The sequence below is a fragment of the Janthinobacterium sp. CG3 genome (assembly GCF_000344615.1).
Lineage (GTDB): Bacteria > Pseudomonadota > Gammaproteobacteria > Burkholderiales > Burkholderiaceae_D > Janthinobacterium.
On the sequence record NZ_KB467825.1, the window covers coordinates 128,884 to 143,673 of the forward strand.

General features: G+C 62.2%; 10 protein-coding genes. All 10 read right to left on the minus strand.

The genetic code is table 11. The annotated features are described in order from the left end of the window. Positions 1 to 4: 4 nt before the first annotated feature. Entirely contained in the window at positions 5 to 766 is a 762-nt protein-coding gene (locus tag JANGC3_RS30095; protein WP_017879282.1) for a 4'-phosphopantetheinyl transferase family protein, read from the minus strand. A gap of 46 nt (positions 767 to 812) precedes the next feature. Then, positions 813 to 2,072 (minus strand): ABC transporter permease, encoded by a 1,260-nt coding sequence (locus JANGC3_RS0125250; protein ID WP_017879283.1) that lies wholly within the window; start codon positions 2,070 to 2,072, stop codon positions 813 to 815. Beyond that, positions 2,069 to 2,743 carry an ABC transporter ATP-binding protein gene (locus tag JANGC3_RS0125255; RefSeq protein ID WP_035789060.1) on the minus strand — a complete coding sequence of 225 codons (675 nt, stop codon included), beginning with the start codon at positions 2,741 to 2,743 and terminating at the stop codon, positions 2,069 to 2,071. Before JANGC3_RS0125255 ends, JANGC3_RS0125250 begins: the two co-directional genes overlap by 4 nt. Then, positions 2,740 to 3,822: an efflux RND transporter periplasmic adaptor subunit gene (locus JANGC3_RS0125260; protein ID WP_017879285.1), complete on the minus strand. Its 1,083-nt coding sequence runs from the start codon at positions 3,820 to 3,822 to the stop codon at positions 2,740 to 2,742. The genes JANGC3_RS0125255 and JANGC3_RS0125260 overlap by 4 nt, the downstream gene beginning before the upstream one ends. A 2-nt stretch (positions 3,823 to 3,824) precedes the next feature. Next, positions 3,825 to 5,471, minus strand: coding sequence for a cyclic peptide export ABC transporter (locus JANGC3_RS0125265; protein WP_017879286.1), 1,647 nt, complete (start codon positions 5,469 to 5,471; stop codon positions 3,825 to 3,827). A 120-nt stretch (positions 5,472 to 5,591) separates the two neighbouring features. After that, positions 5,592 to 11,357: a non-ribosomal peptide synthetase gene (locus tag JANGC3_RS30100; RefSeq protein ID WP_017879287.1), complete on the minus strand. Its 5,766-nt coding sequence runs from the start codon at positions 11,355 to 11,357 to the stop codon at positions 5,592 to 5,594. A gap of 35 nt (positions 11,358 to 11,392) precedes the next feature. Then, positions 11,393 to 12,469: an HAD-IIIC family phosphatase gene (locus JANGC3_RS0125275; RefSeq protein ID WP_157407008.1), complete on the minus strand. Its 1,077-nt coding sequence runs from the start codon at positions 12,467 to 12,469 to the stop codon at positions 11,393 to 11,395. A 28-nt stretch (positions 12,470 to 12,497) separates the two neighbouring features. Beyond that, positions 12,498 to 13,649 carry an acyl-CoA dehydrogenase family protein gene (locus JANGC3_RS0125280; protein ID WP_157407010.1) on the minus strand — a complete coding sequence of 384 codons (1,152 nt, stop codon included), beginning with the start codon at positions 13,647 to 13,649 and terminating at the stop codon, positions 12,498 to 12,500. Next, on the minus strand, positions 13,633 to 13,890 hold the full coding sequence (locus JANGC3_RS0125285; RefSeq protein ID WP_026133505.1) for an acyl carrier protein: 258 nt from the start codon (positions 13,888 to 13,890) through the stop codon (positions 13,633 to 13,635). The genes JANGC3_RS0125280 and JANGC3_RS0125285 overlap by 17 nt, the downstream gene beginning before the upstream one ends. A 41-nt stretch (positions 13,891 to 13,931) precedes the next feature. Continuing rightward, complete coding sequence (locus JANGC3_RS0125290; protein ID WP_026133506.1) at positions 13,932 to 14,786, minus strand: 3-hydroxyacyl-CoA dehydrogenase family protein; 855 nt, start codon at positions 14,784 to 14,786, stop codon at positions 13,932 to 13,934. Positions 14,787 to 14,790: the final 4 nt, after the last annotated feature.

Here is a 14,790-nt window from a genome sequence, read left to right on the forward strand (position 1 = left end):
TGAACTATACAATTGCGATCAAACTCTCCGCCCCGGTCAGGGGAACTATACTTTTTACCACCAGCTTCCGCCCCGCCCGTCCGCCATGTGCCGAACAGACTGCGAGCAGATGGTCGGCGCTTGGCCGGCATTGCCAGAAACGCCAGTTGGCGGAATCATCGTTTAATTCCCGATCAATCGACATCTTCGCGACGCCCTCCTCTGTGAAATCAAACCCGAACCGGTCCAGCGGAATCGACAAGCCCAGGCCACGCGCTTTGATATACGACTCCTTGAGTGTCCATAATCGAAAAAAACGCTCCTGCCTTTGCGCGACCGGCAGCGCATGCAGCTGGGCGACTTCAGCGCGCGAAAAAAAACGCTCGGCGACATCCAGCGGGGCCGTGCGGTGGGCCATATTTTCGACGTCGACGCCCAGTGCCATCCGCCGGGTAAGTCCAAGTACCACCATGCCCTGCGTATGCGACAGGTTGAATGACAGGTCTTGCGCATCCAGTTCGCCGTTGGCGATCCGCGGCTTGCCATGGGGACTGGCGTGAAACGACCACTGTTGCGGTGCGACGCTCGAATAGCGCGACAACGCGGTGCGTACCAGGACACGGCTCACCAGGAAGCAATGCCGGTCTTTGGCAAAATGAAAACGTTGCATGCGTTCGCGTTCAGCGGGCGACAACAGGGCGTCGTACCGGGCCAATAACAGCGGGTCGTTTATCTGCTCATAGAAAACGCACCACAGATGAATATCTTCCACGTCGAGTTCTAGCATCTTGTGTCAACTATCCCGGCCAAGCGCGCGCCGGCCGCCGAATACCCTATTCATAGCGCAGCGCGATCACCGGACGCAAGCGCGCCGCGCGGCGCGCCGGGTAATAACCCGACAACACCCCGACCATGATCGAAACGACCAATGCCGTGATCACCAGCGACCACGAGGGGATCAATGGCAATCCTGTTACCCAGGTCAATATCAGACTGAGCACCGCCCCTAGCGTTAATCCCAACACGCCGCCGATGGTACTAATGATCACCGACTCCATCAGGAACTGGAACATGATGTGGGCCTGGGAAGCGCCAATGGCCTTGCGCAAGCCAATTTCCTTGGTACGCTCCAGAACTGAATTGCTGACGACATTCATGATGCCCATGCCACCGACCAGCAGGGAAATCGAGGCGGCCAAGATACCGATCAGTGAGACGCCCCGCAAAATACGGTCCGTGGTGCCGATATACGTTTCCATGGTCTCCGATTTGTAGGCGAAGCGGCGGTTATGCAGGCGATCGAGCACGCCGGTAATTTGCGCCACGGCCAGGTCGGCATATTCCGGTTCGGTCGCTTCGGCCTGGACCGCGTGGACATCCTGGTTGCCTCTCAGCACATGAAACGTCGTATACGGCAAGAGAATCCGGTTGTTGGCGTCCTCGATCGACCGAATGCTGGCCAGGAAATCCCTTTTCTTGTGTTCGAGCAAGCCGATGACCGTGTATTTTTTATCGCCGATATGAAATTCCTTGCCGATGGGATCGGCCGCCGGACCGAACAGATCGTCGCGCGCGGTCGTGCCGATCACCGCCACCGCGCGCCGGCGCGCGACGTCTTCCGTCCGCAGGAAATAACCGGCCGTCAGGACGTCGTTATTGATCGCGGCGAATTCCGCGCCGACACCGGACACCTCCGCATTGCTGAAGCGATTGCCGACCCGGATCACCCGGCGGACCTGCCCGATATTGTAGACAAGCGGGGAAATCCGACGCACCGCCGAGCAGCACGAGGCGCCCAGCACGCTCAGGTCCCCGACTTCGATGCCGGTGCCTTGGCGGACGATACGATTCGGATCTTTTTCGGCGTTGGCGCGGTAAATCCAGACCGAATTCAAGCCGAAGGTGCGCAATTCATTCAGCACCAGGAAATGCCCGCCCTTGCTGACGGTGCCGATTGCCATCACCGCGGCAATGCCTATCGTAATGCCGAGTATGCTCAGCACCGTACGCAGGCGATTGTCCTTCAGTGCCAGGCTCGACTGGCCAATACCGTCGAGGAAAAAGCGCCAGCGTTTGGAGGAAAATATATTCATCGCCGCACATCCTGTTCAATCACGCCGTCGCGCAAGCGGATCACGCGCCCGGCGTGCGCCGCGACATCTTCTTCATGGGTCACCATCACGATGGTGATACCACTCTGGTTCAACTGGTCGAACAACTGCATGATTCCCTCCCCCGCTTGCGAATCGAGGCTGCCAGTGGGTTCATCGGCAATCAACACATCTGGGCGGTTCACCAGCGCCCTGGCGATGGCCACGCGCTGCTGCTGTCCACCGGACAGTTGCGACGGCGCATGGTCGGCCCGGTTGGCCAGGCCGACCGCCTCCAACATCTCCCTGGCGCGCTGCTTCCTCTGCGTCGGCGGCGTCGCGGAATACACCAGCGGCAGTTCGACATTCCTCAATGCGTTGATGCGCGGTATCAGATTGAACATTTGGAAGACGAATCCAAGGCGCTGGCTGCGTATTTCGGCCAGCGCGTCTTCGGACGCCCCCGCGATCGGCACGCCGGCCAGCGTATAGTCGCCCTGGTCGACGTTGTCCAGGCAGCCTATCAAATTGAGCAAGGTCGATTTGCCGGAACCGGAAGGGCCCATGATCGCGACGAATTCGCCGCGTTTTATCTGCAAGGAAATCCCCTTCAAGACCGGAATCGGCACTTCGCCCAACATATAGGACTTATAGACATCCCGCAAAACGATCATTGCCGCTCCCGCTCCGCATCCAGATGCAGCTTGTCGCCTTCCTTCAATGGCTTGCCCTGTGCCAAGATGATCCGCTGTCCCGCGCTCAGACCCCGCACCACTTCGGTATGGGTGATATCGCCGATGCCAACCTCGATCGGCACGAAATGCACGCTGTCGTTCTCCACCACCGCCGCCATGGGTTTGCCCTGCATCAAAGTGATCGCCCCCGAGGGTATTTTCAGGATTTGGCCGCGCGTCGCGGTGGAAATTTTCACGTCGACTTGCTGGCCCAGCACCAGCGCCGGGGCGTCCGCGCCCAGACTGATGCGCACGCTCAGGGAATTGGCCATGCTGTCCTTGTTGGTCACCGGCGCCACCCAGGTAACCTTCTCGTTCCAGCCGCGATCGGCGAAAGCATCGCTGGTGACAGCGACGCTTTTTCCCGGCGTGGCGGCGGCGCCGTCGGCCGCATCGAGCCTGATCTCTATTTCGCGCACGCCGTCCGGCGCCAACTTGAACAAGCTGTCGCCGGGCTTGCTCCAGACGCCGGCGCGGGCCTGGCTGGCGGTGATCACACCGGCTCTGGGCGCAACGATTTGAAGCTGGCTGCGCTGCAGCTGGATTTTTTGCAGTTCCGCCTTGGCCAACTCGATATCTTTCTGCGCGCCCTGAACCCGCTGTTGCGCCGCCTCGACGGCGTTGCGCGATTCGCCGCCGACCTCGAATATCTGCCGGATGCGCAGCAGCGCGCCGCGCGCCTCCACCTGGGTTTGCTCGGCGAAGGTCAGGGTGGCGCGCGCCATGCCGATCTGGATCGCATTTTCGCGATCGTCGAACTCGGCCAGCACCTGTCCCTTTTCAACCTTATCCCCTTCCGCGACGTGGACCTTCAGCAGTTGCGCCGCGACCGGGGTATTCACCGTCAATTCTTCACGGTTGATGACGTTGCCGGGCGCCGACACGAAAGTCGTGATTGCCCCGCGCTCGACCGCCACCGTCTTCACCTTGATTCCGGCATTCAGATATTTGCTGTTGGCAAAGCCGGCGCCCAGCGCCAGCACGGTCAGGACCAATCCGCTATACACCAGTTTTTTCAAGATTAACTCCCACTCATTGCATGGATTGCCATGCCGTTATCGATAGATTGAATTTGTCCATGTTCGATTTTGATGACGCGGTCGGCATAGGAGAAGTAAGTGTCATCGTGCGTGATGACGATGATGGTCTTGCCGCGCGCTTTCAGCTCGGGTAACAGCTCGGTGTAGAAGACCCGTTTGAACACCGGGTCCTGGTCGGCCGCCCACTCGTCGAAGAGATATACGGGGCGATCTTCGAGATACGATGATACCATGGCCAATCTCTTGCGTTGACCCGTGGAAAGATCAATCGTGGTGAACTTTCCATTCACCACGTTGACCTTGTGCGCCAAGCCGAATTCCCTGACGTAGTGCGCCGCGCGCTCGCTCAACTCGTCCTGATCCGCCAGCAATAATTGCTCGAATAAATGGAAGTCGGAGAATATCGCGGAAAAGTATTCGCGGTAGTTGCCCAGGTTTTCCGCGTTCACCGCTTTCCCGTTCAACAGGATATTTCCCTGCTCCGCCTGGTAAAAGCCAAGCAGCAGCATCGCCAACGTGGTTTTGCCGCTGCCATTGCCGCCCACCACGAACAAGGTTTCGCCCTGCCGAATACTCAGGTCGAGCGGCCCGAGCATAAAACGGTTACTCTCGCCGGCCAGGGAATAATGGTGGCAGACGCCACGCAATTCCAGATGCAAAGGCAAGCCGTGGGCGAAGGGGTCGCGCAGTAATTTCCGCATATTCTCGGCGGCCAGGCTGCCTTCCAGCTGCTGAATTTTCTTGAGGGAAATCTCGGCGTTGCGCAGTACCGGCAGCGCCCCCATCAACTGGGAAATCGGCCCGATAAGGAACAGCAGGACGATGGTGAATTTGGTCAGGGTATCGGTATCCGGCGCGATCCAAAACGGCACGACGAACAGCAGCGCGCCAAAGCCGCAATAAAACATCAAGGTGCCGATATTGTCGGCGAATATATAGCCCTTCATTGCCGCGATGAAGAGGCGTTTGTTGTCCAGCGCGGCCGGCGCGATGACCTTGTCAACGAATAAGGTGCCGCGCTGCGCATTCAATTGCAGCTCCCTGCTGCCGTCGATCAGGCTGCGGAAATTTCGGTACAGGATATCCATGTGTTCGCGCAGTTCCGCCATCGATTGCAAGGGCTTGCGTTCGAGCCAATGGTAAAGAAAGATACCGGTAACCAGAATCACCGCGATCACCGAAAATACCGGCAACGACACCCAGGCCAGGTATCCCAGGCAGATGACGATCAGAATTGCGTTGCCAAAGGTAATCGGCAGCAAATGAAACGCGTTGATCAAGGTGCTAATATCGTTCGTCAAAATCGCCAGCAGCGCCGGCTTGCCCAGTTCCTGTAGTTTTTTAAACGAGGTTTGCAGCAACCGGCCGCTGATATTTATGCGCAGCCGCAGAATCGCGGTTTGCACCAGATGCATCAAGGAAAAAGCGGAACAGGTTCTGGTAAGCAAGGAGATCAGGCCCAGTGCCACAAACAACCATGCCAGCGTTGCGCCGGGGACGTTGCCATTGATCTCACTGCCAATCACCGCGGCCAGCCCGGCTCCGCTGATACCGCTGATGATCGCGCACACGGTCGAGAAAAGCAGCAACTTCCAAGACTGGCGGAACAGGTAGTTAATCATTTTCATAATGCAATTTCATAGTTGGCGTGCTGTGTTGGCCTGGCAAGTACATCTGCGGTCTTGATGGCAGAACGTGACTAGCGGCTGCGGCAAGTGCGTGCGCCGCAGCCGATTCGACTGCTTTCCTTAGCGCGGCTCCGCAGCGCCCTCCCGGCTCAGGAAACCGCTTTGATTGAAGTAGTGGAAATACGTCCGCATCAATTGCTCGTCCACCTCGGGGCAGGCAATACCCGTTCCGGCCAGCCCGTCGAGCGTGTAGCGGCAATCGAACTGCGGCTCCCGTTCATCGGACGACTGCTCGGTAAACATCGGCAGGAAAGGATGCAGCGCATTGTCGGCCGGCTGCCGGGTGCGGCGCAGCAGCTCGGCGCGCCACTGCGCGTACGTCGTCATGTCGATCGTATATCCCAGGGCAACCACGATGCCGACCAGCTCGTTCAACGGCGCATAGCGTGGATTGACGATATGGAAGGCCCGCGACAGCGACGCCTGCTGGCGCGACAGATGCACGATCGCCGCGCTGACGTAGTCCACCGCCACCATGCCCACCATCGCGTCGGTCTGCGGCGCCAGCCCGAGCTGCACGCAACCCTTGAGCATCCGGAAAATCAGATCGCTGGTATTGCAGGTGCCGGTCTTGCTGTCGCCGGTGATGGTGCCGGGCCGGTAAATGCTGACCGGAAGCCCGCGCTCGCCCGCCAGGCTGACGAGTTTTTCCGCCACCCATTTGCTCTGTGCATAACCGCTGGAAAGACCTTCCCAATTGTTGAGCGGGTCCGATTCCAGCATCGTGAGGGCGGCGTCTTTGGTTGCCGGGAACACCGACACCGTCGAGATGAAATGCAAGGGCTTCCTGCGGGTCTGGCTGGCCAGCCGGATCACTTCCTGGGTCCCCGCCACGTTCGACGCCTTCAGGCTTTGATACGGGAAGGTGAAGTTGACCCATGCGCCGTTGTGATAAATGACGTCGATTTGCTGCGCCAGCGCGGCGAAGCGCTCGGGCGTGAGGCCGAGCAGCGGCGCCGCCAAGTCGCCCGGCACCGGGCAGATACGGGCGGCCAGCGACGCATGCCACAAGCCATAAGTGGCCAGGTTGTCCTTGATCCGCTGCAAACCCTCTTCCTCGCCGTCCGCCCGTATCAGGCAGTACAGGCGGGCGTCGCTGCCGCGCAGCAGGTCGTGCAGCAGATAGGCGCCCAGGAAGCCGGAACCGCCGGTCAGGAAAATCGCCTTGGCGGCAGCCTGGTTGGCGATCTGCGGCAACGCCGAGAGCGGTTGAATCGCCGCGTCGAGCACGACTTCCGCGGCCAGGTTGACGCGTGCGTTGGGGGCCGGCACGTCGGTGATGCCGTCGCGCACAGCGGCGTCGATGACCTGCGCCAGCGCGGCGACGGTCGGCTGCTGGAACAGTATGCTCAGTGGCAGGTTCAATTTGAACAAGTCGCGCACGCGGGCAATGACTTGCGTGGTCAACAAGGAGTGTCCGCCCAGGTCGAAGAAATTATCTTCCGCACCGACCCGCTCCACCCCCAGCAGCTCGGACCACAGGGCGGCAAGGACCCGTTCGGTTTCAGTGCGCGGCGCGATATGCGCGCCCTCCGGCTCGCCCCCCAGGCCAGCCGAAGGCGGCAGCAGATCGCGGTCGACCTTGCCGTTTTGCGTGAGCGGCAGCGCGTCGAGCACGACATAGGCCGACGGCAGCATGAACGCCGGCAGCTTGGTCTTGATATGCTGCCGCAACGCCACCGCCAGTTGCCGTTTGAAGGCGTTTTGCAGCGGATTGTTCGACCAGCCGCCGGCCGGCGGCGTGGCCGTCGCCACGGCATCGTCGAAGCACAGCAAAGCTTCCTCCCCGGAGCGGCGGGTGAAAATGGCGTCGAACTCGCCCTCTGCCGTCGCGGCGTAACGAATCTCCGTGTGGTAACCCAGCTCGCTACCCAGCGCCCACAGCAGCTCGGGATCGATGGCCGCGTCGCCGCTGGCCGCAGGCGCCGGCATCGGCTGGCCGGCGTCGGCGCCATGCAACCAGCCGAGCAGGCGAACCTCGTGCTGCAGACGGGCGTTGGCGATGTTCCTGATGGCGACGGTCGGCTGCCGGTCCAGCAGCAGTTGCCGCTTAATATAGTCGCTGGTCAGCGGAGCGGCGCGCCAATCGAGCCAGTCGATGGCCGCGACCCGCTGTACCGGCCGTGCGACGTGCAGCACGACGTCGTAGCGGAACTTGGACAGCTCGTTATGGTAGCGGGCGCGCGTCACCAGCACCTGGACGTGGCTAATCTGCGGAAATTGCTGCTGCAGCGAATAGAAAAAGTGTGGATGAATCAGCAGTTCCTCCTCCATCGCCGCGCGCTGCCGTACCCGCGCCCCGGCCTCCTCCCGGCTCAAGGGCTGGCTCGCCTTGAAGGCCTGCACCGACGCATGGAAGGCCTCCAGCAGCGGCAGGCTACGGACGTCGCCGATGAAAATCTGGCCGCCCGCGGCGACCGCGGCGACGGCGTTTTTCAGCACGTCCAGCAGATAGTCCAGATTCGGGAAGTACTGGATCACCGAATTGAGCACCACGGTATCGAAGGACTTGCCCTCCAGTTTGCGGAAATCGTGGGCCGGCTGGTGCAGCAGTTCGATGTGCGCGCGCACGGGCGAGGCTTCCAGCATGCGCTGGGTGTGGTGCAAGGCTTCGCGCGAGAAGTCGGTGCCGAGGTAGTAGTCGCACGACGGCGCCAGTTTATTCAACAGCAAACCGGTGCCGCAACCGATCTCCATCAGGCGTACCGGCCGCAAGCCGGCGATGCGCGCGACGGTGTTGTCGACCCACTCCCGCATTTCCGCGTCGGCGATCGGCAGGCCGGTATAACTGCTGTTCCAGCCGGCGAAGTCCGGCACCGCCTGGTCGCGCGCCGCCGATTTGCCATAGCTGTCCTGGAACACCTGCTGCCATTGCAAGACCATCTCGTCGCGCGCCGCGCCGCCGACGGCGCCCCGGGCCTGTCCGCCGGACTGTTGCGCCACATCGCGCGCCACCACATAGGCCACCAGGCGCTTGTCGCCGGCGCGCTCTTCGCGCGCCAGCGCGACAGCCTCCAGCACGTCGGGATGACTCAGCAGCGCCGCCTCGATTTCACCCAACTCGATGCGGTAGCCGCGGATCTTCACCTGGTGGTCCAGGCGGCCGAGGAATTCGATGGTGCCGTCCGGCAGGTAGCGCGCCAGGTCGCCGGTCTTGTACAGGCGCTGGCCCGGGCGCCCGCTCAGCAGATCGGGGATGAATTTTTCCTTGGTCAGTTCGGGCCGGTGCAAATAGCCGCGCGCCACGCCGTCGCCGCCGATGTGCAACTCGCCGGCGATGCCGACCGGCACCGGCTCGCCATGCCCGTCGAGGATATACAGCCGGGTATTAGCGATCGGCCGCCCGATCGGCACCGGCCCGTTCAGCCCGGCGCCGGCCGGCACGTCGTAGACGCAGCAGCCGACCACGGTTTCGGTCGGGCCGTACTCGTTGACGAAGCGGCTCGCCGGGGCGCGCAAACGCCAGGTGGCCAGGGTACTGCCCAGCAACGCCTCGCCGCCGATAACAAAGGTCTGCGGCTGTTTGCTGCGCAAGCCGTGCGCGTGGTTGAGCAAGTCCAGGTGCGCCGGCGTGATCTTGATCAGGCTGAAGCGGTGGTCGGCGTTGAGGACCTCGATCAAGCCGGCGATTTCGTCGCCGTCGGGCACCAGGATGACACGCCGGCCGGCCAGCAACGGCGCGTACAGGCTGGTGATGGTGGCGTCGAAGCCGATCGATGAATGCACCGGCGCGCCATACCCCGCCTCGACGTGGTAGGCCTTGCCGCACCAGCTCAGGTAGTTGACCAGTCCGCGATGTTCGATCGCCACGCCCTTCGGCAGGCCGGTCGAGCCGGACGTATAGATCACGTAGGCCAGGTTGTCCGGCCGCGCCAGCGGCTCCAGGTTGGCACCGGCGGCGTCGGCCAGGCCGTCGCGTTCGGTATCCAGGCACCACAACGGCACGCCGCAGCCGGCCAGCGCGGCGCGCAGCGAAGCCTGGGTCAGCACCAGCGACGATTGCGAATCCTTGACCATGAACGCCAGGCGCTCGGCCGGATGGGCCGGGTCCAGCGGCACGTAGGCGGCGCCGGCCTTCCATACCGCCAGCAGCGCGACGACCAGGTCGAGGGAACGTTCGAAACACACGCCGACCAGGCTCTCCAGCCCGACGCCGCGCGCCCGCAGCGTGCGCGCGACGCGATTGGCGCGCTCGTTGAGTTCGGCGTAGCTCAGCGTGGCGCCGGCGCATTCGGCGGCAACCGCCGCCGGCGTGCGCAGCACCTGCTGCTCGAACAACTGGTACGCGCAGTGCTCGCGCGGGTAGTCGGCGTCGGTCTGGTTCCAGTCGCTCAGTAGTTGTTTTCTTTCCTCCGGCTTCAGCAGCGCCAGCGTCGACAGCGGCCGGTCGAGTTGCGCAACGGCGGCGCGCAGCAGGTTTTCATAATGCCCGACCATGCGCGCCATGGTGGCGGCGTCGAACAGATCGGTGCAGTAGACGAAACAGCCGGACAGTTCGCCGGCGTCCTCGAACAGGTGCACCTCCATGTCGAAGCGCACCGCTTCCACCGGCGTATCGTACGGCCGGATGCTCAGGTTCGGCACCTGCGCCGATACCGCCGGCGCGTTCTGCAGCGCGAAGGTGGCCTGGATCAGCGGATTGCGGCTCATGTCGCGTTCCAGCCCCAGCTCGTCGATCAATTTTTCGAACGGCACGTCCTGGTGGTCGTAGGCCTGCAAGGTGACGTCGCGCACCTGCGCCAGCAATTGCGAAAAACTCAGTTCGCCGCTGACCTGCATGCGCAAGGCCAGCGTGTTGACGAAAAAGCCGATCAGCGGCTCGATCGAGGTGTGGTTGCGGTTCGCCGTCGGCGTGCCGATCACCATGTCGCGCTGGCCGCTATAGCGGAACAGCAGCGCGCTGAAACCGGCCAGCAGCGTCATGAACAGCGTGCCGCCGCTTTGCTCGCTCAGGCTGCGCAAGGCCCGGGTCAGTTCGGCGTCGAGCCGGATGTTCTGCACCGCGCCGCGGAAGGACTGGGTCGCCGGGCGCAGGCGATCGATCGGCAATTGCAGCAGCAGCGGCGCGTCGCGCAATTGCTGTTTCCAGTAGCCGACCTGGGTTTGCTCCAGGCCGCCCTGCAGGCGCTCGCGCTGCCATTGTGAAAAGTCGCCGTATTGTATCGGCAACTCCGCCAGCGGCGACGGCAGACCCATCGAAAACGCCAGGTACAGTTCCATCAACTCGCGCATGAAAACGCCGTTCGACCAGCCGTCGGTGACGATATGGTGCATCGTCAGCAGCAGCAGATGCAGCTCGGGGCCGAGCCGCACCACCTTGACGCGCAGTACCGACTGGGACAAATCGAAAGGCGCCGCCGCTTCCGCCTGGACCAGCTCGGCGATGTGCGCGTCGCGCTCATCGGCGCCGAGACCCCGGCAATCGACTAGCGCCAGCGTGGTCGGCGCGAACGGCTGGACCACTTGCAGCGGCTCGTTGCCCTCGGTGACGATGGTGGTACGCAGCGCTTCGTGGCGCCGCACGATCTCGTTGATGCTTTTTTCCAGGACGGCAACACGCAGCGCGCCCTCGATGAAATGGGCCGAGGGTACGTTGTAGTACGGATTGCCCGGCATTAATTGATCCAGGAACCACAGGCGCTGCTGGGCGAACGACAATTGCTGGGGGCCGCTGGCGCCGCGCCGGGCGATGCCGGCCGCTTTGGCCGGTCCCGCGGCCGCGCCCTTGAGGCGCAGCGCCAACAGTTTCCGCTTCTCGTCGGAAAGATTCGAGCGCCTGGCCTGCATATCGGCGGCACTGCCCGCCGGCAAAATTTTCTTGTCCATATAGTCTTTACAATAGTGGGGTTCTGATTCTTTAATCAAACTCCGGACAGCGCCGGCGCCAAGTGGAGCTGCACATAGCCTGGCACGGCGGCAACCCCCTGCAAATCGTGTTCGAGAATCTCGGTGTTGCCATGCTTTTCCAGCGCAAGGAATCCGGCGAACTTGTAGGTCACGTACATCATGCGGTTGCGCTCGTTCAAGATCATTTCGGCGCGCAATTTGACGCCGCGCGCGCGCGCCATGTTCATCACCGAGTTCAGCAGAATGGTCCCGACCCCGCGCGACATCACCCGGCACGACATCAGCATCAGCTTGATGGTCCAAACCGTGTCGGATTTTTCAATCAAGGTCAAACCGATCTTTCCATACGGCCCGTAGCGGTCCTCCAGCGCCGCCACCAGCAATTCGTGGCGGTCCGAGGTGCGGAAAAAATCCAGTTCCTCGTACGAATAGATATAGCCGGTGGTATTGAGCTGGTTGGTGCGCGCCGTCAATTCCTCCAGCCGGTGCAAGTCCACTTCCAGCGCCGGCGCCACCGAGAACGTCATGTTCAGCGCGGCGAGGAATTCCTCCTTGGGTCCGGCGAAGCTGTCTTCCTCCACGCCGCGGGCGGCGTCGTGCGCATACATCAGCCTGCGGGTGCGCGATTCGTCGGTCAGGAAGCGCGGCGTCAATTCCGGCAGTTCCAGCAGGCCGCCCAAGTCGGCGGCGCCCAGGCACAGCACGGCGGGCAGCGAAAACGCCACTTCGTCGCGCTCGAAAGCCTGGTCGTCGACAAAGGCGATCGCGTCGACGCCGATGTTGAGGCGCTCGGCGATTTGCTGGATCGACGCGCTTTTCGGCCCCCAATTAATTTGCGGATACAAGAAATAGTCGGCCAGCCCCAGTTGCCGCAGGCGCGCCATCGCAAAGGCGGCGTCATTCTTGCTGGCGATCGACTGCAGGATGCCGCGCCGGTCCAGGCTCTCGATAATCTGCGCCACCCCGGGCGCCGGCGTGGCCTGGTCGCCTTCCGACAGCACGCCCTGCCACAAGGTGTGGTCCAGGTCCCACACCAGGCACTTCACTTTGCCGCGCCGTGCGTCCGGCGCCGCCATTTGGTCTCTTTGCATAAGGTTCTCGCTTGGTTTGCCGCGGCCGTTAGCGCCGATAGCCGTGCTGGGCAATCAGAATCTGCTGCATCTGAGCGCTGCCCTCGATGATGTTCATGATTTTCGCGTCGCGGAAGTAACGCTGCACCGGATACTCGCTGCCGCAGCCGTTCGCGCCGTGGATCTGCACCGCGTCGTTGGCGGCGCTTTCAACCGTCCGCGCCGCGAAGTACTTCGCGGTGGCGGTCGCCATGATCATGCCCGGGTCGCCGCCGGCGCGCAGCCGCGCGGCGTCCTCGCACAGCAAGCGCGCGGCCTGGACGTTGGTGATCATGTCGGCCATGCTGCGCTGCACCAGCTGGTGCTCCTTCAGGTATTGGCCGAAGGTCTGGCGCTGCTCCGTATAGTCGAGGCAAGCGTCCAGGCAGGCCTGCGCCAGCCCGACGCAGCCCCAGGCGATGCAATAGCGGCCTTGATCGAGCACCGAGCCGACCACCTGCGCGTAACCGAAATCGAGGCTGCCGATCAGGTTTTCCTTGCCGATCACGCATTCGTCCAGGTGCAATTGACCCAGCATCGCGGCGCGAAAGCCCAGCATGTCGTGGATAGGCTCGACCGTCAGGCCCGGCGTGTCGCGCGCCACCAGCAGCGCCGTCACCCGGCCCTCGCAATTGCCGATCACCAGAAACAGCTGGGCGATCTGGGCGAAGGAAATCCACTTCTTGGTGCCGCTGACGATGAAGGCATCGCCTTCGCGGCGCATGCTGGTTTCGACGTTTTTCGCGTCGCTGCCGACGTTCGGTTCGCTCAAGGCGAAGGCGCCGATGGTGGCGCCGCTGGCCAGGCGCGGCAGCCACCGGTCTTTCTGGGCCGCACTGCCCCACTTGGCGATCGCCGCCGACACCATCGTATGCACGGTCAGCAGGCTCAACACGGAGGCGCTGGCGTAACCGATGTCTTCGCACAGCTCGCCGAACTGGCGCGCGTCGACCGGCGCGCCGCCGTACTCGGCCGGCACATGGGCGCCCAGCATGCCCTCCGCCGCCAATTCGGCGATCAGGCCGGCCGGAATTTTCTGGTCCAGGTCGAATTGGCCGGCCTGCGCGCCGACGGCCTTGGCGATGACCTCGCGCAGGTGCTGGCGCCGCGCCGGTGCGCTCTTTTCCGCAAGCATGGTCATGGCCTCAGGAAGCTTGGGCATGTGGCGTGCCCAGCTTGCTTGAAACAAAGGCGCCCATCGCGTCGACGCTGCTGAAATTTTTCAATTCAAGGTCGGCGTTGTCGACCGCCAGCGCATACTCCTTCTCGATGAAGAGGATCAATTGCATGACGAACATCGAGTTGACAAATCCGGCCTCGAAAATATTGTCGCTGTCCTTGAACTGTTTGCTGCGGACAAAGCCGCCGATAAACGTTCTCAGTGTTTCCTTGATTTCATTCATGTGCGTTCCGTCTTCCATATAAATACCGTCCATTGCGGCTCTCAGTGCGTAGGGTAGTGATAAAAACCGCGCCCGCTCTTGCGCCCGTGCAGGCCGGCGTCGACCATTTTCTTGAGCAGCGGACTGGGTCGATATTTGCTGTCCGCGAAACACTCTTGCAGCACCTCGATCGAATACAGGATCGTGTCGAGGCCGATCAGGTCGGCGGTTTCCAGCGGCCCCATCTTGTGGCCGAAGCAAGACTTGAAAATCTGGTCGACCTGCTCCGCCGAGCTGACCTGCTCCTGGACCAGGTTGATCGCTTCGTTAATCGTCAGCATCAACACGCGGTTCGAAACAAAGCCGGGCGAATCGTTGACCAACACGAAGTCCTTGCCCATGCGCTGCAACAGGCCGGCGGTGATCTCGATCGTCGCCTCGGTCGTATGAAAGCCCTTGATCACTTCCACGGTCTTTTTCATCGGCACCGGGTTCATGAAATGGATGCCGATCACCTGCGGCGCGCGCCGGGTGACCGCGGCGATGCGCGTAATCGGAATCGCCGAGGTGTTCGCGGCAAAGACGCAATGCGCGGGGCAATGCTGTTCCAGCAGCGGATATACCCGCTTCTTGACTTCCCATTTCTCGACCACGTTCTCAATCACGAAATCGGCCCGCGCCAAGCCCTCGTACGAGGTCGTGAAGGCGATCCTTTGCATGGTCTCGCCGACGTCGCTGCGACGCCCGGACTGGTTCAACAATCCCTGGAAACGCAGGTTGTTCTTGATGTCCGTCCTGGCGCGCTCCAGCACCGCGTCGGCGAGGTCGATCAAGATCACCTCGAAACCGGATTCGGCAAGGTTCTGCGCCACCCCCACGCCCATCACGCCGCCGCCTATCACACCGACTACATTCATCTTC